18 protein-coding genes and 2 riboswitches are annotated in these 22,982 nt (G+C 72.2%); of the genes, 3 read left to right on the forward strand and 15 right to left on the reverse strand.

Features of this window, described 5'->3' with window-relative positions; genetic code table 11:
• Positions 1 to 331: 331 nt before the first annotated feature.
• The 4 genes from AACH11_RS08900 to gcvT all read right to left on the reverse strand — a co-directional run bounded on the left by AACH11_RS08900 (position 332) and on the right by gcvT (position 7,706).
• Positions 332 to 2,620, reverse strand: coding sequence for a methyl-accepting chemotaxis protein (locus AACH11_RS08900; RefSeq protein ID WP_341373864.1), 2,289 nt, complete (start codon positions 2,618 to 2,620; stop codon positions 332 to 334).
• A 224-nt stretch (positions 2,621 to 2,844) separates the two neighbouring features.
• Positions 2,845 to 5,817 (reverse strand): aminomethyl-transferring glycine dehydrogenase, encoded by a 2,973-nt coding sequence (gcvP, locus tag AACH11_RS08905; RefSeq protein WP_341373865.1) that lies wholly within the window; start codon positions 5,815 to 5,817, stop codon positions 2,845 to 2,847.
• A gap of 212 nt (positions 5,818 to 6,029) precedes the next feature.
• The gene (gcvH, locus tag AACH11_RS08910; protein ID WP_341373866.1) at positions 6,030 to 6,404 is read right to left on the reverse strand and encodes a glycine cleavage system protein GcvH; all 375 of its coding nucleotides are present in this window, start codon (positions 6,402 to 6,404) and stop codon (positions 6,030 to 6,032) included.
• Positions 6,405 to 6,563: 159 nt separating this feature from the next.
• A complete protein-coding gene (gcvT, locus tag AACH11_RS08915) occupies positions 6,564 to 7,706 on the reverse strand; it encodes a glycine cleavage system aminomethyltransferase GcvT (RefSeq protein ID WP_341373867.1) in 1,143 nt (380 codons plus the stop codon).
• A 52-nt stretch (positions 7,707 to 7,758) separates the two neighbouring features.
• A riboswitch (glycine riboswitch) is annotated at positions 7,759 to 7,897 on the reverse strand.
• Between the two features lie 27 nt (positions 7,898 to 7,924).
• A riboswitch (glycine riboswitch) is annotated at positions 7,925 to 8,018 on the reverse strand.
• Between the two features lie 164 nt (positions 8,019 to 8,182).
• On the opposite strand from gcvT, the gene AACH11_RS08920 reads away from it, so the two are divergent.
• On the forward strand, positions 8,183 to 9,574 hold the full coding sequence (locus tag AACH11_RS08920; protein ID WP_341373868.1) for an AMP-binding protein: 1,392 nt from the start codon (positions 8,183 to 8,185) through the stop codon (positions 9,572 to 9,574).
• An 82-nt stretch (positions 9,575 to 9,656) separates the two neighbouring features.
• Here the strand turns inward: AACH11_RS08920 and AACH11_RS08925 are convergent, their stop codons facing one another.
• The 3 genes from AACH11_RS08925 to ccoG all read right to left on the reverse strand — a co-directional run bounded on the left by AACH11_RS08925 (position 9,657) and on the right by ccoG (position 12,998).
• The gene (locus tag AACH11_RS08925; protein WP_341373869.1) at positions 9,657 to 10,838 is read right to left on the reverse strand and encodes an EAL domain-containing protein; all 1,182 of its coding nucleotides are present in this window, start codon (positions 10,836 to 10,838) and stop codon (positions 9,657 to 9,659) included.
• Between the two features lie 157 nt (positions 10,839 to 10,995).
• Positions 10,996 to 11,328, reverse strand: coding sequence for a hypothetical protein (locus AACH11_RS08930; RefSeq protein WP_341373870.1), 333 nt, complete (start codon positions 11,326 to 11,328; stop codon positions 10,996 to 10,998).
• Positions 11,329 to 11,528: 200 nt separating this feature from the next.
• Positions 11,529 to 12,998 carry a cytochrome c oxidase accessory protein CcoG gene (ccoG, locus tag AACH11_RS08935; RefSeq protein ID WP_341373871.1) on the reverse strand — a complete coding sequence of 490 codons (1,470 nt, stop codon included), beginning with the start codon at positions 12,996 to 12,998 and terminating at the stop codon, positions 11,529 to 11,531.
• A 747-nt stretch (positions 12,999 to 13,745) separates the two neighbouring features.
• On the opposite strand from ccoG, the gene ppa reads away from it, so the two are divergent.
• The gene (gene ppa, locus AACH11_RS08940) at positions 13,746 to 14,291 is read left to right on the forward strand and encodes an inorganic diphosphatase (protein ID WP_341373872.1); all 546 of its coding nucleotides are present in this window, start codon (positions 13,746 to 13,748) and stop codon (positions 14,289 to 14,291) included.
• 79 nt (positions 14,292 to 14,370) lie between these two features.
• Here the strand turns inward: ppa and AACH11_RS08945 are convergent, their stop codons facing one another.
• Complete coding sequence (locus AACH11_RS08945) at positions 14,371 to 17,058, reverse strand: bifunctional acetate--CoA ligase family protein/GNAT family N-acetyltransferase (protein WP_341373873.1); 2,688 nt, start codon at positions 17,056 to 17,058, stop codon at positions 14,371 to 14,373.
• A gap of 103 nt (positions 17,059 to 17,161) precedes the next feature.
• The gene (locus tag AACH11_RS08950; RefSeq protein ID WP_341373874.1) at positions 17,162 to 18,355 is read right to left on the reverse strand and encodes a GNAT family N-acetyltransferase; all 1,194 of its coding nucleotides are present in this window, start codon (positions 18,353 to 18,355) and stop codon (positions 17,162 to 17,164) included.
• Positions 18,356 to 18,670: 315 nt separating this feature from the next.
• On the opposite strand from AACH11_RS08950, the gene AACH11_RS08955 reads away from it, so the two are divergent.
• The gene (locus AACH11_RS08955) at positions 18,671 to 19,009 is read left to right on the forward strand and encodes a P-II family nitrogen regulator (protein ID WP_341373875.1); all 339 of its coding nucleotides are present in this window, start codon (positions 18,671 to 18,673) and stop codon (positions 19,007 to 19,009) included.
• A gap of 27 nt (positions 19,010 to 19,036) precedes the next feature.
• Here the strand turns inward: AACH11_RS08955 and AACH11_RS08960 are convergent, their stop codons facing one another.
• The 6 genes from AACH11_RS08960 to AACH11_RS08985 form a co-directional block, all read right to left on the reverse strand.
• Positions 19,037 to 19,624 carry an LOG family protein gene (locus AACH11_RS08960; protein ID WP_423228718.1) on the reverse strand — a complete coding sequence of 196 codons (588 nt, stop codon included), beginning with the start codon at positions 19,622 to 19,624 and terminating at the stop codon, positions 19,037 to 19,039.
• 17 nt (positions 19,625 to 19,641) lie between these two features.
• The gene (locus AACH11_RS08965) at positions 19,642 to 20,028 is read right to left on the reverse strand and encodes a diacylglycerol kinase (protein WP_341373877.1); all 387 of its coding nucleotides are present in this window, start codon (positions 20,026 to 20,028) and stop codon (positions 19,642 to 19,644) included.
• Positions 20,025 to 20,579 (reverse strand): RDD family protein, encoded by a 555-nt coding sequence (locus tag AACH11_RS08970; protein ID WP_341373878.1) that lies wholly within the window; start codon positions 20,577 to 20,579, stop codon positions 20,025 to 20,027. Before AACH11_RS08970 ends, AACH11_RS08965 begins: the two co-directional genes overlap by 4 nt.
• 241 nt (positions 20,580 to 20,820) lie before the next feature.
• The gene (locus AACH11_RS08975; protein WP_341373879.1) at positions 20,821 to 21,762 is read right to left on the reverse strand and encodes a DUF3106 domain-containing protein; all 942 of its coding nucleotides are present in this window, start codon (positions 21,760 to 21,762) and stop codon (positions 20,821 to 20,823) included.
• A gap of 65 nt (positions 21,763 to 21,827) precedes the next feature.
• A complete protein-coding gene (locus AACH11_RS08980) occupies positions 21,828 to 22,241 on the reverse strand; it encodes a DUF3619 family protein (RefSeq protein WP_341373880.1) in 414 nt (137 codons plus the stop codon).
• On the reverse strand, positions 22,238 to 22,804 hold the full coding sequence (locus AACH11_RS08985) for an RNA polymerase sigma factor (RefSeq protein ID WP_341373881.1): 567 nt from the start codon (positions 22,802 to 22,804) through the stop codon (positions 22,238 to 22,240). The genes AACH11_RS08980 and AACH11_RS08985 overlap by 4 nt, the downstream gene beginning before the upstream one ends.
• Positions 22,805 to 22,982: the final 178 nt, after the last annotated feature.

The following is a 22,982-nucleotide window of genomic DNA, read 5'->3' on the forward strand; positions in this document are numbered from 1 at the left end:
TCCCTCGTGTTCCAGCCTGTCCGGGGCATCCCGGGCCTGCTCCGATCGCCCGCACCGGATCTTGCCGCAGCGTGGGTGGCGTGGAGCGCGGACGAGCGCCCTGCCAGCCCGCGGCGCCCATTCTCGGGCCTCGTGGAGGCCGGCCGTGACACGGCCCGAGGCCTGACGATGGCGGCCCGCCCCGCGCACGGGGCCCGGGTCAACGGCACCGATACGGATGCGGTGCACGAGCCCCAAAAGCCACAGGCCCCCGAAGGGGCCTGTCCAGATCGACGGCAAGTCGAGGGGCGGACCGGTCGGACCGGATCGCGCCCCTGGTGAGCGCGGTCGCTCAGGCCGTCTGCAGCTGGCGGTACACGCCGCAGCCCACCAGCTGCTGGGCATCGAGCGCGATCACGTAGGACGCCTTGGGCTGCACCTGACCCGTCTCCGGATTGACGATGTCGTACTCGACCCAACCGCCATCCTGATGCTCGGCCGCAGCCCAGGCGTCACGGACGAAGCGATCGCCGTCGATGCCCGGGACCTCGTGCACGCGCTTGCCCTGCATCTGCGGCTTGGCACCATGCAGTCGGTACTGACCCTTGCGGTCCAGCACGAAGACGTAGAGGTCACGGTCGACGAAGCCCTGGTCGCGGGACTGCAGCGTCGGCATCGCCGCCTGCACGCCCTGACGCTGCAGCAGCGGCAGCGCACGGTCCACCAGCGCACGCGCCTCGTCGGCGCTGCCCTGACGCAGACGGATGGAGCCGACGGCCTTCGACAGCGAACCCGCCCGGCTGACCAGCTCGTGCGAGGACGCGCTCGATTCATCGACCATCACCGCGTTCTGCCGCGTGAGCTGGTCCAGGTGCTCGACGCTGTGCGAGACCTGGGCCAGATCGTCGCGCTGGCGCGCACTGGCCTGGGCGATGCCGCGCAGCGCATCGCTGACGCGACGCACGCCGTCGACCACGGCTTCCAGCGTGCCGCCGACTTCGCGCGTCTGGCGCACCGTCACGTCCACCTGTTCCGTCGATTGGGCGATCAGCTGGCGGATCTCGCCGGCTGCCGAGCTGCTGCGCTGGGCCAGCGAGCGCACCTCGGCGGCCACCACCGCGAAGCCGCGGCCGGCCTCGCCCGCCCGGGCGGCCTCCACGGCCGCGTTCAAGGCCAGGATGTTGGTCTGGAAGGCGATGCCGTCGATCACGCCGATGATCTCGCCCACGCGGCGTGAACCTGCCTCCAGCGAGCCCATCGAGCGGATCGAGGCCTGCATCGCCGTGCCGCCTTCCTCGCTGCGGGCCCGCAGATTCTCGGTCAGGCGATCGAGTGCCTCGGCTGCCGCGGCATTGGCCGAGACGGCTTCGCTGAGCTGGCTGATGGTGGCCACCGTCTGGCGCAGGCTGGCGCCTTGCTCCTCGGTGCGGCGTGACAGGGCCTCCGAGCTGCCGGCCACCGAGCTGCCTGACAGACCCACCCGCACCGCGTTCGAGCGGATCTCGGCGACCATCGCCGACAGCCGCGCGTTCATGCGTTCGATCATCGCGCCGATGTCGGCCAGCTCATCGCTGCCGGGGATCTCCACCTTGGGCGTCAGGTCGCCATCGGCGACCGCGTTGACGCCCTGGTGCAGCTGACGCAGGGCGCCGTGGAAACTGAAGAAGAAGGCGGCCGCCAGGTAGACCAGCAGGCCCATGCCCAGTGCCGACACGCCCAGCTGCAGGCCCAGGCGCAGGCGCTGGTGGGCGATGCGCTCGACCAGCGCGCGCTCCAGCCGCGCCGCCACGTCGGTGCGCAGCGCCGTCACGGCCGCATGGGCGGCATCGGCCTGCTGCAGGTGGGCGGCGCCGACATCGTCGAGGGTGTCGGCCGCGAACAGGGTGCGCGTGTGGCGGGCCAGCTCCAGGCTGGCGGTGCGCGACTTGGCCCAGGCCTCGGGCCGGGATTCGCCGGCGCGCTCCAGCGCACCGAAGCGGAAATCGAGGTCGTTCAGGCGGGCTTCGAGGGTCTCGACATCGCCGAGGATGGCGGCCCGGTCGAGGGTGCCGACCTCACCGCGGGCCAGCACGCCGGCCGCGCGGTCGCGCACGCCGCCGATGGCATCCATCCACGGCAGCAGGCGCTCGATGTTCAGGTCCATCAGGAAGTAGCTGCCGGCCTCAGGGTCCAGCAGCAGGCCCGAACGCTCGCCGATCAGCAGCAGGGAGGCTTGCAGCCGGTGCTGCAGGTGCTCGTGCCGTTGCAGCAGTTCGTCGCGCCGCAGGCCCGCGGCCTGTGGCGAGGCCAGCGCGGTGGCCTCCTGCACGATGACCGTCAGGGGCTCCTTCGGCAGCAGGTCGTGGTCGACGCCGCCGGCGGTCTGCAACGGTTTGAGCACCTCGGCGACCCGCGCCGCGGGGGCCGCGGCCGCGTCGGCGGGCTGGCGCAGGCTGGCCCGGATCTGGCCGGCGCGCAACTGCTGCAGGGCCAGGCTCAGATCGCCCAGGCGGTGCGCCTGTCGGGCGCCTTGCAGCTCCTGGCGGCTGTAGTCCAGGCTGGCCTGGCCGTCACGCCAGGCCCAGGCCACCAGCAGCAGCAGGGGCACGAACAGCATCAGACCCAGCAGCGCGAGCTTGGGCGCCATGCGCAGGCGGCGCATGAGCCACAGTCCGGGGGCGAGGAGGCGGGCGGCAGTCGGGGAGGCAGTCATCGGCGAACAGCGCGGAGTCCATCGGGCGGTCACGCCCCGCTGACGGCCGGCGGCGCTTCCCGTCGGGTCTTTCGGCTGCTGCCGGCGATGCTTGAGCGCTGCGTGTCCCGCGCCCGGCCCGGGCGTGCCACATGCGGCACGATGGCCGTGGCATGCCCGGGTTCAGGCGGTGCTCAGTCCGCCGGACCGGCCAGCTCCGACAGCGGCACGCAGCTGCAGAACAGGTTGCGGTCACCCCAGACGTTGTCCACGCGGCCCACCGGCGACCAGTACTTGCCGGCGCGCAGGCTGGCCACCGGCCAGGCGGCCGTGCTGCGGCTGTAGGCATGGCTCCAGTCGTCCGCGCTGACCACGGCCGCGGTGTGCGGCGCGTGCTTGAGCGGATGGTCGTCGGCCGGCCAGGTGCCGGCTTCGACCTGCGCGATCTCGGCGCGGATGGCGATCATCGCGTCGCAGAAGCGGTCGAGCTCGGCCTTGGGCTCGCTCTCGGTGGGCTCGACCATCAGCGTGTTGGCCACCGGGAAGCTCAGCGTCGGCGCATGGAAGCCGTAGTCGATCAGGCGCTTGGCCACGTCCTCGGCCGAGACGCCGCAGCGCTCCTTGAAGCCGCGCAGGTCCAGGATGCACTCGTGGGCCACGCCACCGCCGGCCACGCCGTCGATGTTGCCGCTGAAGTGGATGTCATAGTGCGGTGCCAGACGCGCGGCGACGTAGTTGGCCGACAGGATCGCGCCCTCGGTGGCGGCGGTCAGGCCCTCGGCGCCCATCATGCGCACGTACATCCAGCTGATCGGCAGCACGGCGGCATTGCCCAGCGGGGCTGCCGAGACGGCGCCCACGCGCGGATCGACCGCCGCGTCGGCCACGCCGGCGGCGGTGCTGCAGTAGCCGCCCAGGCCCTCGGCCGCACGGTGCGCGGGCAGGAAGGGCACCAGGTCCTCGACCACGCAGACCGGGCCCACGCCCGGGCCGCCACCGCCGTGCGGGATGCAGAAGGTCTTGTGCAGGTTCAGGTGGCTGACGTCGCCGCCGAACTGGCCCGGTGCGGCCACGCCGACCAGCGCGTTCATGTTCGCGCCGTCGACGTAGACCCGGCCGCCATGGGCATGGACGATCGCGCACAGGTCCTTGACCTGGGTGTCGAAGACGCCGTAGGTGCTCGGGTAGGTGATCATCATCGCCGCCAGCGTGTCGGCATGGGCCGCGCACTTGGCCTGCAGATCGGCCAGGTCGACGTTGCCCTCGGCGTCGCACTTCACCACCACCACGCGCATGCCCACCATCTGGGCCGAGGCCGGGTTGGTGCCGTGCGCCGATTCGGGGATCAGGCAGACGTCGCGCTGCGTGTCGCCGCGGCTGGCATGCCAGGCGCGGATCACCAGCAGGCCGGCGTACTCGCCCTGCGAGCCGGCATTGGGCTGCAGGCTGATGCCGGCATAGCCGGTGGCCTGCTCCAGCCAGGCGCGCAGCTGGGCGTCCAGCTCGGCATAACCCTGCATCTGGTCGGCCGGCGCGAACGGGTGGATGTCGGCGAATTCCGGCCAGGTGATCGGGATCATCTCGGCCGTGGCATTGAGCTTCATCGTGCACGAGCCCAGCGGGATCATGCTGCGGTCCAGCGCCAGGTCCTTGTCCGACAGGCTGCGGATGTAACGCAGCATCTGCGTCTCGCTGTGGTGCGAGTTGAACACCGGGTGCGTCAGGTAGGCGCTGGTGCGCAGCAGCGCCTCGGGGATCAGGGACGGCGCGCCGGCATCGAGCGCCTCGACGTCGGGCAGCGTGGCCGCGTCACCGCCGAAGATGCGCCACAGCAGGGCGAGGTCCTCCCGCGTGGTGGTCTCGTCCAGGCTGATGCACAGGTACTCGCCCCAGGCCGTGCGCAGGTTGGCGCCCAGGCTGCGCGCGCGTGCGGCCAGCTCGGCGGTGCGCGCGCCGGTGTGCAGGCTCAACGTGTCGAAGGCCGTGCCCTTGCCGTGCATGGCGTCGAAACCGAGGGTCTTCAGGCCGGCCGCCAGGATGGCCGTGCAGCGCGCCACGCGCTGCGCGATGCGGCGCAGGCCCTCGGGGCCGTGGTAGACGGCGTACATGCTGGCGACCACCGCCGGCAGCACCTGCGCCGTGCAGATGTTGGAGGTCGCCTTCTCGCGCCGGATGTGCTGCTCGCGGGTCTGCAGCGCCAGGCGGTAGGCGGTGGCGCCGTGGGCATCGACGCTGACGCCGACCAGACGGCCGGGCAGGGCGCGCTTGAACGCGTCACGGCAGGCCAGGAAGCCGGCGTGCGGGCCGCCGGCGCCCATCGGCATGCCCAGGCGCTGGGTGGTGCCGGCGACGATGTCGGCACCCATCTCGCCGGGCGACTTCAGCAGCGTCAGGGCCAGCAGGTCGGCCACCAGGATGAAGGCGCCGCCCTGGGCCTGCACGCGCGCCGCGTCGGCGCTCCAGTCGTGCAGCCAGCCGCTGCTGGCCGGGTACTGGGCCAGGGCGCCGAACAGGTCGTCGCGCGCCAGCGCCGCGTCCCAGGCCGCGGCCGAGTCGGCCACCACCAGCTGCAGGCCCAGCGGCTCGGCGCGGGTGGCCAGCACTTCGAGGGTTTGCGGATGCACGTCGCCGGAGACGGCCAGCACCTGGCCCTTGGCCTTGACGCTGCGCTTGGCCAGCGTCATCGCCTCGGCCGCGGCGGTGGCCTCGTCCAGCATGCTGGCGTTGGCGATGTCCATGCCGGTCAGCTCGCAGACCAGGGTCTGGAAGTTGACCAGCGCCTCCATGCGGCCCTGCGAGATCTCGGCCTGGTAGGGCGTGTAGGCGGTGTACCAGGCCGGGTTCTCCAGGATGTTGCGCAGGATGACGCCGGGCGTGTGGTTCGGGTGGTAGCCGCAGCCGATGAAGCTCTTCATGCGGCGGTTCTTCTGCGCGATCGCGCGCAGCTCGGCCAGGGCCGCGGCCTCGCCCAGCGGGGCGGGCAGGTCCATCGGCGCGGCGCGGCGGATGGCCGGCGGCACGACGGCGTCGATCAGCGCGGCGCGCGAGGCCATGCCCACGGCCGACAGCATCTGCGCCTGGTCCTCGGCCGTCGGGCCGATGTGGCGGGCGATGAACTCGGTCGGGTTCTCGAGCGTGGACAGCGGGGGCTGGGCAGAGGCGGTCATGCGGATCGGGGGCGGAGAAGGAAGGGGGTGCGGCAGCAGGTCGTCGCGCCCGAGGCGTCGTGGGCTTCCGGCGGCCGCCACGGCAGCGGCCGGGCGGCAGCCTGGCCGCGGACGGCTCGGGCGCGAGGACGGCGACCGGCGCGCTCGCCGGTCGCCTCAGGGCACCGTGCGCCTGGCCGCCGGTGGCGGCGAGGTGCGCACGGCGCGGACGGTCACAGCGACTTCAGCAGCGCGTCGTAGCCGGTGGCGTCCATCAGCGCGTCGGTCTGGCTGGCGTCGGCCAGCTTGACCTTGAAGAACCAGCCGGTGGCCAGCGGATCGGTGTTGGCCAGCGAGGGCTCGTCGCGCAGGGCCTCGTTGACCTCGACCACCTCGCCGTCGACCGGCATGTAGATGTCGGCGGCGGCCTTGACCGATTCGACGACACCGGCGACCTCGCCCTTGGCATAGGTGCGGCCGACTTCCGGCAGGTCGACGAACACCACGTCGCCGAGCGCGTCCTGCGCGTGCTGGGTGATGCCCACGACGGCGGCGGCGGCGTCGGCGGTGTTGATCCACTCGTGTTCGGCGGTGTACTTGATGCTCATGGCGGGGGCGGCCGGCAGGCCGCGGCTGGAGGGTCGGGTCGGATGACGGGCGGTCACGGCCAGGCGGCTGGGGCCGGCGGTGCCGCGCGTCCGGGAGTGCACCCGGCCGCCGGGGCGGACGGGCGCGCGCACGCCGGCCGTGGCGGCCGGCGCGACACGTCAGCGATGGTAGCGGTGCGGGGCGAAGGGCAGCGTGGCGACGACCATCGGCAGCCGGCGGCCGCGCACCTCGGCCTGCAGCGCGGTGCCGACCTCGGCCAGGGCCGCCGGCACGTAGGCCAGCGCCACCGGCTGCTGCACCGTCGGGCCGAGCGTGCCGCTGGTCACGCGGCCGATGGCGGTGCCGTCGGCGTCGACCAGCGTCGTGCCCTCGCGCACCGGGGCCTTGTCCAGGCCCTTGAGGCCGACGCGGCGGCGCGCCGGGCCATCGGTCAGCTCGGCGCCGATGCGCGCGGCGCCGGGATAGCCGCCGGCGCGCTCACCGCCCGGGCGGCGCACCTTCTGGATCGCCCAGGCCAGGCCGGCCTCGACCGGGCTGGTGGTGGTGTCGATGTCGTGGCCGTACAGGCACAGGCCGGCTTCCAGGCGCAGCGTGTCGCGCGCGCCCAGGCCGGCCGGTGCCACCTCGGCCTGGGCCAGCAGCGCGCGGGCCAGCGCCTCGGCCTGGTCGGCGGCCACGCTGATCTCGAAGCCGTCCTCGCCGGTGTAGCCCGAGCGGGTCAGGAAGACGTCGATCGCGCCGCCGGCCGTCTGCAACGTGAAGTGGCCGCCGGTCATGAAGCGCAGCGCGGCGACGTCGGCATTCAGGCGCGAAAGCGCGGTGACGGCCTGCGGGCCCTGCAGCGCCAGCAGCGCGCGCTCGAACTGCGGCTCGATCGTGCAGGCCGCGCCGATCTCGCGCTGCAGCAGCGCCAGATCCTGGTGCTTGCAGCCGGCGTTGACGACCAGGAACAGCTCCTCGCCGCGGCGCGTGACCATCAGGTCGTCGAGCAGGCCGCCGTCCTCGGCGGTGAAGAAGGCGTAGCGCTGGCGGCCATCGCCCAGGCCCGCGATGTCCTGCGGCAGCACGCGCTCCAGCGCCGCGGCGGCACCGTCACCGCGCAGCACGATCTGGCCCATGTGCGAGACATCGAACAGCGCGGCGGCCGCGCGGCACTGGCGGTGCTCGGCCAGGATGCCGGCCGGGTACTGCACCGGCATCGCGTAGCCGGCGAAGGGCACCATGCGGGCGCCGAGCTCCTGGTGCAGGGCGTGCAGCGGGGTCTGCAGCAGCGGGGTGTCGGCGGTGGCGGGCGCGGTCATGGCGGAATCCTGGCGAGGGCGTTCGGTCGCCGGGCCGTCGATCCGGCCCGGGGCTGCCCCCGCTGTCCGCTTTACCTGAGAGATTGACGGTGTCCGCGGCGCGCTGCACGCACCGGCCGACGGCCCGCTTGCCCCTTCGGTGGAGGCCGCCGCGCCCTGGGGCGCCGGCCTCTCTCTCCAGTGAGGAACACGGGGCCGCCTGCGCGATCCCGTGGTGGCCAGTCCTTTTGCCTGAGCGTTCGGTGGCGATGCGGCTCGCGCCGGCGCCTGCGCCTTCGGCGGCCCCGCCGGCATGGCGGGACGCTCTCCTGGTCCGGCGCGCAGTGTAGCGCAGGCCCGGCGGGCCCTCCGCAGGCCCGGATCTGACCGCCCGGGCCGTGCTTGTTCCGGCCTTGGCGGGGCCGGCGCCGGCCTCAAGATGCGCCCGCATGCCGCAGTCCGCACGCCGGGCCGGTCGCCGGGCCCAGGGAGATGCCATGACCACCTCTTACGATGCAATGGACGAGGACGCGCCGCCGTCGGCGGTCGCGCTGTCGCCCGTGTCGTTCGTCGAACGCGCGGCCGAGGTCCACGGCGGGCTGACGGCGATCGTCCACGGCCGCCGACGCCAGGACTGGCGCAGCACCCGTGAACGGGTCGCCCGGCTGGCCGCCGCGCTGCAGGCCGCCGGCATCGGCCCGGGGCGCACCGTCAGCCTGCTGCTGGCCGACACCCCCGAGGCGATCGAGGCCCACTACGCGGTACCGGCCGTCGGTGCCGTCGTGCACGCGCTCGATCCGTCGCTCGGCGTCGACGCGCTGACCGAGCGCATGGCCCACGGCGAGACCGCGCTGCTGCTGTGTGACCGCGCCTACGCCGCGATCGGTCGCCAGGTGCTGGCGCAGCTGCGGGCACAGCAGGGGCGCGTGCCGCTGGTCGTCGACGTCCACGACAGCGAGTGGCCGGCCGATGCCGTGGCCGCTCGCCTGTCGGCTGTCGACTACGAGGCCTGGCTGGCCGCCCACGCGCCGCTGGCCAGCCTGTCGCCGCCGGTCGACGAGCGCGCGGCGATCGCGCTCAACCACGTGGGCGGAGACCGACGGCCGCTGCGCGGTGTCGTCACCCACCACCGCGGGGCCTGCTTGAAGGCGGTGTGCAACGCGCTGACCTGGAGCCTGCCACTGCACCCGGTCTTCCTGTGGACGCTGCCGCTGCACCAGGCCAACGGCTGGGGTTTCGTCTGGACGCTGGCCTTGCAGGCCGGCACCCATGTCTGCCTGCGCAGCCGCGATCCGCGCAGCGTGCTGCAGGCGATGCGTCAGCACCAGGTCACCCATTTCTGCGCCTTGCCCGACGTGCACGAGGCCTTGCTGGCCGTGCCCCAGGACTGGCGCATCGGCCTGGACCGGCCGGTGCGCAGCTGGATCGGCGGGGCGCCGGTGGAGCCGGCCCTGCTCGACGCGCTGGTGCGGGCGGGCTTCGATGTCACCCAGGTCTATGGTCTGACGGAGACCGGGGGCCCCGCGGCCGTCACGGTGTCGCAGCCGGGCTGGGCCGCCGAGAGCCTCACGGAACAGGTGCGTCTGTGTGCCCGTCAGGGGGTGCGCCAGCCGCTGCAGGAGGGGCTGGCGGTCTGCGATCCGTTGACCTTGCGGCCGGTGGCCTGTGATGGCCGCAGCGTCGGTGAGGTGATGTTCCGCGGCAACCTGGTGATGAAGGGCTACCTCAAGGACCCGCAGGCCACGCGTGCGGCCCTGGCTGGCGGCTGGCTGCGCACCGGCGATCTCGCGGTGCGCGAGCCCGATGGCCACATCCGGCTGGTCCGCCCCGACGGCACCGCCGGCGGGCTGCGGCTGCCGGCCGCCGCGGCGGTCGACCTGCTGGTCTGATCGGTCAGACCGGCCGGCCGGCCGGGGCCGGGTCCGGGTCCGGCCGTGATCACGCAGCGGCCCGGCCGCGCCCGGACGGCGTTCAGCCCAGGGCGGCCGCCTGCTCCAGCGGCAGCGGCCGGCCGGTGTGGAAGCCCTGCAGCAGCGCGAAACCCATGTCGCGGCAGAGCTCGGCATCGTCCTCGTTCTCGATGCCTTCGGCCAGTGCGACGGCGCCGGCGTCCAGCACCTCGCTGACCAGATCGCGCACCCGGGCCTGGCGCAGGCTGTCCGCCTGGTGCAGCCCCCGCATCAGCCGCTTGTCGAACTTGACGAACTGCGGGCGCAACAGCGAGAGCCGACGCTCGGCGTCCTCATGGCCGCCCCATTCGTCGCAGGCCACGCCGATGTCCTGGGCGCGCAGGCGCGCGGTCAGCTCGCGCAGGCGCGGCAGGTCGACCGTCGGCGGCTCGGGCAGTTCGACCACCAGGCGGGTGGTCAGTCCGACCTCCTCGCGCAGCCGTGCGATCCGGTCGGCGAAGCCGTCGTCCAGCAGCTCCTTGGGGTGGGTGTTGACGAAGAGGCGGGCGCCTTGCAGCTGAGTGGCCATGCGGCTGACCCCGTGGCGCCGGAAGGCCTGGCTCAGATCGCATTCGCGACCCAGGCGCGAGGCCAGCTCGAACAGGGCGGCGGGTTCCTGCGGCAGATCGGGATGCTGGGCGCGGCCGAGCAGCTCCCAGGCGAACAGACGGCCGTCGAGGCCGGCGATGATCGGCTGCACCGCGACGTCGAGGCCAACGCCGCCCAGCAGGTCCTCGAGCGCCATTTCCTGCATCGGAAACACCGGTGGCGGCTCGTCGGCCAGCGGCGTGGTGGCCTGCGGATCGAAGTCCGGCCGGGCCTGGGCCGGCACGGCGTCACCGGCCCAGCGCGGCAGCTCGGACTGACGCGGGGCGGCCGCCGGTGTGCCCCAGACGCCTTCCTGCACGCGGGTGATGCGGAACTCGGCCGTGCCGAAGTGCAGCACGTCGTTCGCACGCAGGCGGCGCGGACCGCTGATGCGGCGGCGGTTGACGAAGGTGCCGTTGGTGCTGCCGAGATCGACGATGCGCAGCAGCCCTTCCTCGTCGGTGTCCAGCAGCGCGTGACGGCGGCTCATCCCGCTGGCGTTGACCACCAGATCGTTGGATGGATCGCGGCCGATGGCGCAGGGCAGGCTGTGGATCGGACGCCGGACGGTCTCCCCGTCCGGTCCCCGGGATTCGAGAAACCAGTTGACTTCCATGACGACATCCAGCGTACCGCACTGCGCGAGCTCAACCGCCACTGTAATGGTTGCCACCCGATCAAGGGGGTGACGCATGTCCACTGAACGTGGGATAAGCCGCGGCCCGATGTCCGGGAACGCCCGCCGCGCTGGTGCGTTCAGTCCGCTGATGCGTTCAGGTCGCGGAGCGCGTCCCGACGGCCGGTGCACGGTCGCCGGTGCGGTCCGACAGCCAGTGGCTCAGGCCGATCGCCAGCGCGATCGTGGCCCAGAACAGCAGGAAGGCCAGGCTGTGGACGGCGATCGCCTCGCCCGGCTGGCCGGTACCGTGATGGCCGAGCAGGCCGGCGGGATCGATCCAGGCGAAGACCAGCATCTCCAGGACCGCGGCCATCAGGAAGGCCGGCCAGAGCACGCACAGCGCGTGGGTCAGCCAGGCCGGAGGGGGCGGCTTGGCGGTCGTCGGCGCGTCCGGCGCGCGCAGGTCCAGCGGGTCCATCGTGTCCATCGGTCACCTCCGTGGCGGGTACAGGACGGGCAGGGCGACGGATGCCGGAAGCCGCCTGATGTCCGTGCGGCCCGTGCGCACGATCCGGCAGGCCCCGTGCGCCGCCGGGTGCGGCGCTGTCGCTGCGATGGACTGTGCGCCGCCGCCCCGGCCGCCGGCAATGCGGGCCTACCCGCTGCGGTGGGCGACCGCGCGTGCGTTCAGCGCGGGACCAGGAACGTGGATTTCTCGTCGACCCGGGCCTCCTCCAGGCCGTCATGGGCCGTGCGCAGCACCTCGAAATGGATGGTGTGGGCGCCGCTGCCGGCCTGCTGCGCGATCTCGGGTGGCAGGCGCACGGCCACCGTCAGCCAGCGGGCATCGGCGGGGCCGACCTCGGCCTCGGCCGTGCCGGCGATGGTGAGGCCCTGCAGGCCGCTGACCGCCAGCCGGTAGCGTTGCGGCTGTTCGGCGTTGTTCATGATCTGCAGCCGGTAGACGTTCTCGACCAGGCCATCGTCGACGATGCGGGCCAGTGAGGCGCGGTCGCGCACGACGTCGACGCGGAACGGGTCGCGCAGCATCAGGCTCGCGATGAAGGCCGCGCAGATGACGATCAGGATGCCGGTGTAGATCAGCACCCGCGGGCGCATCACCCGCTGCAGCATCTGGTGGCGGTCCAGATGCTGGTCGACGCCGTTCTCGGTCGCGTAGCGCACGAGGCCCTTGGCATAGCCCATCTTGTCCATGATGCCGTCGCACACGTCCACGCAGGCGGCGCAGCCGATGCAGTCGTACTGCAGGCCCTTGCGGATGTCGATGCCGGTCGGGCAGACCTGCACGCACAGCCCGCAGTCCACGCAGGAGCCCAGGCCGAGCTTGGCCGGATCGGCCTTCCGGCTGCGGCTGCCGCGCGGCTCACCGCGTGCCTGGTCATAGGTGATGACCAGCGTGTCCTTGTCGAACATCGCGCTCTGGAAGCGGGCGTACGGGCACATGTACTTGCAGACCTGCTCGCGCATGTAGCCGGCATTGCCCCAGGTGGCGAAGCCGTAGAACAGGATCCAGAAGGTCTCCCACGGACCGAGGCCGAAGCTGGCGACGGCGGCGCCCAGGTCCCGGATCGGCGTGAAATAGCCGACGAAGGTGTAGCCGGTCCACAGCGCCAGCGCGATCCAGGCGGCCTGCTTGGCGGACTTGCGCCAGAGCTTGTCCAGGCTCCAGGGGGCCGCGTCGAGCTTCATGCGCTGGGCACGGTCGCCTTCGATGCGGTGCTCGATCCACATGAAGATCTCGGTGTAGACGGTCTGTGGGCAGGCGTAGCCGCACCACAGCCGTCCGGCCACCGCGGTGAACAGGAACAGCGCGTAGGCCGAGATCATCAGCAGCGCCGTCAGGTAGATCAGGTCCTGCGGGTACAGCACCAGACCGAAGATGTAGAAGCGACGTGCGCCGAGGTCGAACAGCACGGCCTGGCGGCCGTTCCACACCAGCCAGGGCAGGCCGTAGAACACGAGCTGGGTGAGCCAGACCAGCGCCCAGCGCCAGCGGGCGAACACGCCGGTGACGGCCCGCGGGTAGATCTTGCGTTGCTTCTGGTAGAGCGAGACCACCGCCACCACGCTGTCGTCGGCCTTGGCGTCGGGCTGGGCTGCCGGTTCGGGCTGGATAGGGATGGGGGTATCTGGCATGGCGACGATTCTGCCCGGCTGGGGCGGCGGCGGCGAGGGGCGTCCCGCAGTGGAACTGCGCTGCGTCAATCGTGGCTTGATCTGTGACAAGGGGCAGCGGTCGGCGGTCCGGGCCAGGGCTTGAGCGCCGGAGCACTGCCGGCTGGCCGGCCTCCGTGTCCGCCCTGCCAGGGCCGTCCCGCTCCGCAGGGTTGGATCAGGGCCTGTCCGCAAGTGAAGGAGGAGGGCCGCGCAGGCGGCCCGGGGGACATGGAGGACAGGCCCTGATCCGGCCCTACGGAGTCGTGACGTGAGCGTCGCCTGTGGGCGTGAATTCCTGTTGACGACCCGGCGCACCGGCCGTTTTGCCTGATTTGTCCGGGCCTGGCGAGGGACAGAGGCGGGAGGATCCGACGGCCGGGCGGATCGCTCCGTGTCCCCCGGGCGGCCCCGGGCCGCCCTCCTCCTTGACCTGCGCGATCCGCCCGGCCGCCGGATCCTCCGTCGGCGCTCTGGCATGGCGTCCGCGGCGTGCCTGATGTGCCACGTACCGCGCGGATGAGGTGTGCGCGGTAGTTATCGATAACGCTATCGATCCGGTCGGGTGCTCGGGGTTCGGCGGCGGCGGGGCGGCATCGATGCGATGACGGCGGTGTGACGTGGTGGACGTCACCCGCAGCTGCACGGGTCGCGTCAGGCCGGGGCAAGAGCGCTTCGTAGAATGCGCGGGTTTGCCTTCACTCACCCCACCCAGACGGACACCGCATCATGAGTCTGCACAACGTTCCGACCGGCGCCAAGGCGCCCGAACAGTTCAACGTGATCATCGAGATCGCGATGAACGGCGATCCGATCAAGTACGAAGTCGACCATGACAGCGGCGCGCTGTTCGTCGACCGCTTCATGAGCACCGCCATGCACTACCCGTGCAACTACGGCTACGTGCCCAACACGTTGGCCGACGATGGCGATCCCGTCGACGTGCTGGTCATCACCCCGGTGCCGCTGCAGCCGGGCGTGGTCGTCACCTGCCGCCCGATCGGCATGCTGCGCATGGACGACGAGGCCGGCGGCGACAACAAGCTGCTGGCGGTGCCGATCGACAAGATCCTGTCGCTCTACACCCAGTGGCAGAAGCCGGACGACCTGAACCCGCTGCGCCTGAAGACCATCGAGCACTTCTTCGAGCACTACAAGGACCTCGAAAAGGGCAAGTGGGTCAAGGTGCTGGGCTGGGAAGGCCCGGAATCGGCCAAGACCGAGATCACCGAAGGCGTCGCCCGCTACCAGGCCGAACTGGCCAAGAAGGGCTGAGCCTGCGCCGGACGGCCCCGCTCGTGCAGCGGGGCGGCCACGGCGCCGTGCGTCGTGGCGTCCGGCGGACCTTTCGTGCTCAGAGCGCCTTGACCACCAGCTTGAAGTCCGGATCCTCCGGAAACGGCTTGGTCTCGAAACCCAGGCTGCCCATCAGGCGCAGCATGTTCGGGTTGTTCGCCAGCACCAGGCCCTGGATCTCGGCCAGGCCCTTGGCGCGCGCGAACTCCATGATGCTGAGCATCAGCCGCGAACCCAGCCCCTGGCCCTTGTAGGCATCGCTGACCACCAGCGAGAACTCGCAGGTCGTCTGGTCCGGGTTGGTGATGTAGCGTGAGACGCCGATCACCTCCTCGTGTTCGATCACGCTGCCGTCCTCGCCCGCCTCGCGCCGACGGTAGACGGCGGCCAGCGCCATCTCGCGGTCATAGTCGATCAGCGTGTAGCGCGCCAGCATGCGCGCCGGCAGCTCGTGGATGGTGCTGACGAAGCGGAAGTAGCGGCTCTCGTCGGACAGGCTGCGCACGAAGGCCTGCAGCATGTCGGCGTCGTCGGGCCGTACCGGACGGATGGTGTAGAGATCGCCGCCCTTCATCGGCCACTCGCGCTCGTGCGTGCTGGGGTAGGGCAGGATGGCCAGGTGGTGGTAGTCGCCGGTGCCGCGGCCGGCCGGCGGTGCGTGGTCGATCACCACGCGGGCATCGACGGCCACCGCGCCGTCCTCGTCGACGATGATGGGGTTGATGTCCATCTCGCGCAGTTGCGGCAGCTCGCACACCATCTCGGAGACGCGCAGCAGGATCTGCTCGATCGCCTCGATGTCGGCCGCCGCCGCGCCGCGCCACGGGCCCAGGCATTCGGCCGCGCGGGCGCGCTCGATCAGGCGCCGGGCCAGGAACTGGTTGAGCGGCGGCAGCTCCATCGCACGGTCGGCGATCAGCTCGATCATCGTGCCGCCGGCGCCGAAGGTGATCACCGGGCCGAAGGGGTCGTCGGTGCTCATGCCGATGTAGATCTCGCGGCCGTGGCGCTTGGCGGCCATCGGCTGGATCGTCACGCCATTGATGCGCGCCTTGGGGCTGGCGCGCTTGACCGCGGCCAGCATGTCGTGCCACGTGTCGCGCACCTGGGTGGCGGTGGCGATGTTCAGCGCCACGCCGTTGACGTCGGACTTGTGGCTGATGTCGGGCGAGTCGATCTTCAGCGCGACCGGGTAGCCGAGCTGGTTGGCGATCATCATCGCCTCGTTGGCCGAGCGGGCCAGCATCGTGCGCGTGACCGGGATCTGGAAGGCCGCCAGCAGCGCCTTGGACTCCATCTCGGTGAGCACCTTGCGGCGTTCGGCCAGCACGCTCTCGATCAGCAGCCGTGCGCCCTCGGTGTCGGGCTGGCGCAGCGTGGTCAGCGGCGGCGGCGTCTGCTGCAGCAGCTGCTGGTTCTGGTAGAAGCTGGCGATGTTGCCGAAGGCGTCGACCGCCGCCTCCGGCGTGCGGAAGGTCGGGATGGTGGCGGCGTTCAGCGCCACGCGGGCATCGCGCACGCGCGAGTCGCCCATCCAGCAGGTCAGCAGCGGCTTGCCCTGGTTGCGCAGGCCTTCGATCACGCCCTGGGCCACGGCGGCCGGGTCGCTGTCGGGCTTGGGTGAGTAGATGGCCAGCACGCCGTCGACGCCGGTGTCGCGGCCGCAGGCCTGCAGCGCGGCGGCGTAATGCTCGGCGCCAGCGTCCTCGCCCAGGTCGATGACCGCCTGCAGGCTGGCGGCGGACGGCAGCTTCGGCGCCAGCGCGAGGCGGCTCTCGGTGCCGAGCGCGGCCACTTCCAGGCCGATCTCGTTGGTCCAGTCGGCCGCCAGCACGCCCGGGCCGCCGCCGTTGGTGACGATGGCCAGCCGCTTGCCGACCGGCCGGTAGCGCGAGGCCAGGCACTTGGCGGCCGAGAACAACTGGGTGAAGGCCCGCACCCGCACCGCGCCGGCACGGCGCAGCGCGGCCTCGAACACGTCGTCCGAACCGACGATGGCCGCCGAGTGGGTCAGCGCGGCGGTCGAGCCCGCCGGCTTGCGCCCCGCCTTCATCACCACCACCGGCTTGGCATAGGCGGCCGCCCGCAGCGCGCTCATGAAGCGCCGGGCATGGCGGATGCCCTCCATGTAGACCAGGATGCTCTGCGTGGCGCCGTCGTTGGCCAGGAAGTCGAGCGCCTGCGGCAGATCGACGGCGGTGTTGGGGCCGAGCGAGATCACCGTGGAGAAGCCGACCGCGTTGCGCGAGGCCCAGTCCAGGATGGACGAGGTGAGCGCGCCGGACTGCGAGATCAACCCCAGCGGCCCGGGCGCGGCGAGCGAGCCCAGCACGCTGGCATTGAGCTTGAGCGCCGGCCGCTGGAAGCCCAGGCTGTTGGGGCCCAGCAGCAGCATGCCGTGGCGGCGGGCGATCGCGTGCAGGCGCTGGCAGTCCGGCCCCGGCAGGCTGGCGCCGACCACCAGCGCGGCGCGGCAGCGGATGCGGCCGGCGACCTCGAGCGCCTCGTCCAGCTCGTCCTTGGGCAGGGCGATCAGCGCCAGATCGGCGCCCGACTGCGCCAGATCGGCCAGCGTGCCGGTGGTGTGGATGTCGAGCGCGGTCACCGGTCCCTGGAAACCGCCGGAGCGCAAGGCCGCCAGCAGCTCCCGGGCATAGGCGTGGGTCGGCGGATCCTGGGCCGGATCGCCGGCGAAGACGACGATCGATGCAGGGTGGAACAGCGGGGTCAGGTAATGCTTGTCCATCGGGCAGGAGCGGCGTGCCGGTGACGGCGAAGCGCCTAGCATAGAGGCTTCATGGCCGCCCATCGGGCGCAGTACGGAGTGCGTGCCGCGTCGTTGGCCTGGATCAAGCCGGTGGGTCGTCCGGCGGCGCGAGCTCGCGGAACGGGCTGTGCTCGCGCAGCTCGTCCACATGGCCGGCCATCGCGCGGCCCTCCTGCTGCAGGAAGTCGGCGACGGCGGCGCTGAACTGCGGATGAGCCAGCCAGTGGGCCGAGCGGGTGGGCGCCGGCAGCAGGCCGCGGGCCATCTTGTGCTCGCCTTGCGCCCCGCCCTCGAAGCGGGTGAAGCCGTGCGCGATGCACCACTGCAGCGGCTGGTAGTAGCAGGCCTCGAAGTGCAGGCAGGACACCGTCTCGACCGCACCCCAGTGCCGGCCCCAGGCCTGGCCCGTGGCCGTGTCGATGGCCAGCAGCGAGGCGGCGATCGCCTGGCCATCGCGTCGGGCGACGAACATCAGCGCCTGACCGGGCGCCGTCCGCGCCCACTGGCGCCAGAACGCGCGCTGCAGATAGGGGTGCCCGCCGTGGGCCTGGTAGGTCAGCGTGTAGCAGTGGTGGAAGAAGTCCCACAGCGGCTCGTCGATCTGCGTGCCCTGGTGCACGGTGAAGGTGATGCCGGCCTCGGCCACCTTGCGCCGCTCCTGGCGGATCTTCTTGCGCTTGTCGTGCTGCAGATCGGCCAGGAAGGCGTCGAAGTCCGGCCAGGGCCGGTCCTCGCGCTGGCACCAGTGGAACTGCACGCCGTCGCGGCGCAGCCAGCCGGCCTGCGCGCTGCCCAGCGCATCGTCGGCCTCGTCGTGGAACAGCAGGTGGATGGACGAGGCCCGCTCGGCCTGCGCCAGCGCGACCAGGCCCTCCAGCAGCCGTGCGCGCGATGCGGCATCGACGGCCAGCAGCCGGCTGCCGGCCACCGGCATGAAGGGCACGGCCACGACCAGCTTCGGGTAGTAGCGCAGGCCATGGCGACGGTAGGCGTCGGCCCAGGCCCAGTCGAACACGTACTCGCCCCAGGAGTGGGTCTTCAGCCACACCGGGGCGGCCGCCAGCAGTCGGCCCTCGTGCTCGACGGTGATGAAGCGCGCGTGCCAGCCGCTGTCGGGCGTGGCGCTGCCGCTGTCGACCAGCGCGCGCAGGAAGTCCGCCGCCATGAACGGCGTGGGCCGGGCCTGCCGCGCCAGCAGCGCGTCCCAGTCCGCGGCGTGGATCGTGTCCAGGTGCTGGTGCACCCGAACGGTGGCGGTCGCGGCGGTGTCGATCACCGGGGGCGATCCGTGCCCGGCGGGGGCGCCGTGCGTCTTCGGGCCGGACTCGGCAGGGGTCAAGGGCAGTCTCCGTGCAGGGGGGGGCGACGCCGCCGACGGCGGGTCTGTGCGGCCGACTGTGCCTCAGCGCGGGAGGCCGGATGCGCCGTCCAGGTATTGCGCCGGTGAGGCTGTCCGGATGGCGGTCCATGCCGGCCGGTGAGGCCGGCGTTCCGTGCTTAAATCCGCCGTGACACGGTGGGAAGGTCCGCGACGGCGCCCACCGGGGCTGTCCAGCCCAGACACACGACCCCTCGATTTCCGGAGCCCACCATGAAGCAGATCACCGCCGTCATCAAGCCCTTCAAGCTGGAGGAGGTGCGCGAGGCCCTGGCCGACGTCGGCGTTTCCGGCCTGACCGTCACCGAGGTCAAGGGCTTCGGCCGCCAGAAGGGCCACACCGAGCTCTACCGCGGCGCCGAATACGTCGTCGACTTCCTGCCCAAGGTCAAGGTCGAGGTCGTCGTGCGCGATGCCGACGTCGACCGCTGTGTCGAGGCCATCGTCAAGGCCGCCAAGACCGGCAAGATCGGCGACGGCAAGATCTTCGTCACGCCGGTCGAGCAGGTGGTGCGCATCCGCACCGGCGAGACCGACGAATCGGCGGTCTGACCGCGGCGATCCGGGCGGCGTGCTGCCTCAGCTGCCCGACAGGTCCGGCATCCGCCGTGGCCCGGCGCTCGCCTGCAGCGCATCGAGCATCGCGTCGACCGATGTCTCGATCCGCAGCATCGCCATCTGGCTCTCGTCCATGAATCCGGCGGCCACGGACTGCCGCAGGAACGCCAGCATCGGCGCCCAGTAGCCCTGCACCTCGAGCAGGCCCAGCGGCCGGTCGTGGTAGCCGAGGTGGCGCCAGGTCCAGGTCTCGAACAGCTCCTCGAAGGTGCCGATGCCGCCGGGCAGCGCGATGAACGCGTCGGACTGTTCGGCCATGCGCCGCTTGCGCTCGTGCATGGTCCGCACCACCTGCAGGTCGTCCAGATCCTGGTGGCCGACCTCCATCTGCATCAGCGCGTCGGGGATCACGCCGATGACCCGGGCGCCGGCCGTGCGCGCCGCATCGGCCACCTCGCCCATCAGGCCGACCCGGCCACCGCCGTAGACCAGCTGCCAGCCGCGCCGGCCGATGGCCGTGCCCAGCGCACGGGCCGCCGCGGTGTAGGCCGGATCGTGGCCGTGGCGTGCGCCGCAGTAGACGCAGACGCTGAAGGGGGTGGCGGTCAGGGGCATCGATCGTCCGTTCATGTGGACTGCGCCAGGCGGGACCACAGGGCGGCGGCCCAGGTGCCGCCGCACAGCAGCAGGCTGATCAGCACGGCGGCGCTGCCGTAGTCCTTGGCCTTCTTCGACAGATCGTGCAGTTCGAAGGAGACGCGGTCGACCACCGCCTCGATCGCCGAGTTCAGCAGCTCGACCACCAGCACCAGCAGCACCGTGCCGGCCAGCAGGGTGGTCTGCACCCAGTCGCGGCCGAGCACCGGCGCCAGCGGCAGCAGGATCAGCGCCAGCAGCGCTTCCTGTCGGAAGGCGCTCTCGCCGCGCACGGCGGCGTGCAGCCCCTGCATCGAGTAGCCGAACGCATGTCGCACGCGGTCCAGCCCGGTGCGGCCCTTGTGGGGATTGTTCATGCGGCGGATTGTGCCGTCGCCCGCCCGGGCTTCACTGGCGTGTGCACCAGGCGGGTGCCGCAGACGGCGTCATGCCAGAACTGCCGGTCGGCCCGCAGGCGACTGAGCAGCGCGAAGCCCGCCACATTGGCCAGCAGCGCGCTCCAGATCGCTGCCGGTCCGTGCAGGCCGGCCAGGCCCACCGTGGCCAGACCGGGCACGAACCACATCCAGGCCAGCAGATAGCGCGCGGCAGCGCGTGCCGGTCGCACCGGGTGGCCGACCGCGTCGACCAGGCGCAGATGCCAGGCTTTCATCGCCACCGTCTGGCCGCCATGGCTCCAGAGCCAGGTGAAGTACAGGCCGAGCACGAGGAAGACGAAGACCTGCAGCCCGGTCTTGCCCTGCAGGGCATGGTGCTGGCCGGTCAACGGGCTGTAGATCAGGCCGGCCACCATCAGCACGCCGAACAGCAGCACGCCCTCGTAGATGAAGGCCGCCATGCGGCGGCGCAGCGTCGGGGCGGACAGGGGCAGGGCGGCCTGCGCAGGCGCGGGCGGGACAGCGGTCATGGATCAGGATCCGGTGGGCGGAGGGTTCGGACGGACGGCTGCGCGGCCCTGCCGTGCCGCCGGGGCCTCGGGCAGCCGGTGCGGCGGTGCCGTGGCGTCCGGCCGGGTCATGCGCAGGCGGTGCCGCGGCCCGTGGCCGGTGCGGACCGCGAGGCCCTTGCGCGGCGCTGGCGGCTGGTACGGGCACCGTCCGCTGCGCCGGGCACCGACGCGGCGAGGCGATGCAGCACAGCGCGACGCATCACGGCCGCGGCGCGCTGGCGCTGACCGCGGCCGGGCTGGGGGTGGGCACGGGCGGCGCCACGCCGGCCATGCTGCTCACGGTCTGGGTGGCGGGCGGCAGGGCGGCGCTCGCCAGGGCCGGTGGCGCCTGCGGGCCGCGGCGCGGCAGCAGCGTCTTCGGGTCGACCGCCTGCGGATCGCGCACCAGCGGCGGCCGACCGGGGCCGGCCTGATGGGCCGGCGGCTTCGGTGCGGCGTTCAGGGGTAGGGTGGTCGCGCCCTGGGGGCTGCGCAGCACGGCCGGCGCGGTCGGCTCGACACTGACCAGCTGGCGCGTGCGGGCCGCCGACGCCGCCGACGCGCTGGCCACCGGCGGGCGCAGGGCCACGCCGCTCGCGGCACCGCGTGCGGGCGTGCGGGCTGCCGAGGCGGCCGCCTGCTTGGCCTGTTGCCCGCGTGCCTCCAGCGCTTCACGCTGCTCGCTCGGCAAGGCTTGGTAGGCCTCCCAGCGGGCCTGACGTTCCGATGGGCTCAGCTGCTGCGCATCCAGGAAATTCAGCCGGGCCTGCAGCCGCTGCGAGGGGGTCAGCCGGGCCCATTCGGCCATCCGGGCCTGGATCCGCTCGCGCTCGGGTGCCGACATGGCGGTCATCCGCCGGGCCAGCTCCAGCCACTTGGAGCGGGGGCGCGCCTCGATCGACGGCCATTCCTTCTGCAGTGGCGCCAGCGCCGCGCGCTGCTGGGGCGTCAGTGCCGACCACGACGGCCCCGGATCGGCGCCGGTCTGCGACGGCGACATGCCGGTGGGCGCCGAGGGGTGCACCGCCGCCCGGGTGGCCGCGGCGGTGGCCCGCGGCGCGGCCTGGGCCGCGGCGATGCGGGCCGTGCTGGCGGCCGTGGCTCCCGCATCGGCAGGCTGTGCCTGAGCGATCCAGCCGGCGCCCAGCAGACACCAGGCCATGAGCCGGCCCGCCGTGGCGCGCACGCCGGACGCAGGTCTCGCAAGGGTGCCTGAGGCCGGGTGACTCACAGGACCTCGTCCTGGTGCAGGAACTCGGCGAAGCCGGCGTCGCTGTAGGCGTCCGGTGGCAGCTCGTCGGCCAGCAGCGCGCTGTCGATGTCGGCGGCGGTGGCGATCTGCTGTTCCTGGTGCAGCGTGTCGATCAGCCAGAACCCGCTGACCAGCATCACCAGCGGCAGTGCCGAGGCCAGTTGCCAGCCCCAGCGCTGCAGCCAGGCGCCGACACGGCGCTGCCGCACCCGGGCGACGCGCTGATCGCGGACCCGCCGCAGCGCCTGCTCGCGGGCGAAGCGCAGCCGTTCAGTGACATCGGCAGGCAGGTCCTCGCTGGCGACGCGCAGGTGCGCACCGATCGCGTGGCCCAGGCGGTCGCCGGGCTCGCGCAGCGCCGGACGGGGGGTGGCGGGTCGGTCAATCACGAAAAACCTCGAAGTCTCAGGGCCTTGGCCAGGGCATGTACGGCACGCGAGCAGTGGGTCTTGACGCTGCCTTCGGAGCAGCCCATGGCCTCGGCCGTCTCCGCGACGTCAAATTCCTCGAAGTAACGCAGCAGGAAGGCCTCCCGTTGACGGGTCGGCAGGGCCGCGATCTCGGACTCGATGGCATGCAGGGTCTGTGCCCGCTGCAGATGGTCGGCGGCGCTCTCGCTGCCCAGGTGATCTTCGGCCGCCCGCAACAGCTCCAGCGGATCGCCGTCATCGTCGCCATCGCCCGGTGGCAGCAGATCCTGCAGGTTCTGCATCACCGCCTTGCGGGTGCGCTGGCGCCGGAACCAGTCCATCGTCGCGTTCGACAGGATGCGCTGGAACAGCATCGGCCATTCGGCGGCCGGCCGGTCGGCATAGTGCTCGGCCAGACGGATCATCGCGTCCTGCACGATGTCGAGGGCCGCGTCGTCGTCGCGCACGGCCCAGGCCGTGCGCTTGAACGCGCGGCGTTCGACGCTGCGCAGGAAGTCCGACAGGGCGCTCTCGTGGGCCAACGGCGACTCCGGTCGCGTGCCGGGCCGCCCGTGCGGACCCGGCGGGTCGACCATGTACGAAAAACGCACATTATGTCAGCGCCGTTGCGTGCTCCCGGGTCAGGCCGATGTTGATGCGATAATCGCGGGCTCGCTCAAAGCGAACTCTGGTCTCACGTTCGGCTCGTCCACCCTTGGC

It is taken from the genome of Pseudaquabacterium rugosum (assembly GCF_038066575.1).
Taxonomy (GTDB): domain Bacteria; phylum Pseudomonadota; class Gammaproteobacteria; order Burkholderiales; family Burkholderiaceae_C; genus Pseudaquabacterium; species Pseudaquabacterium rugosum.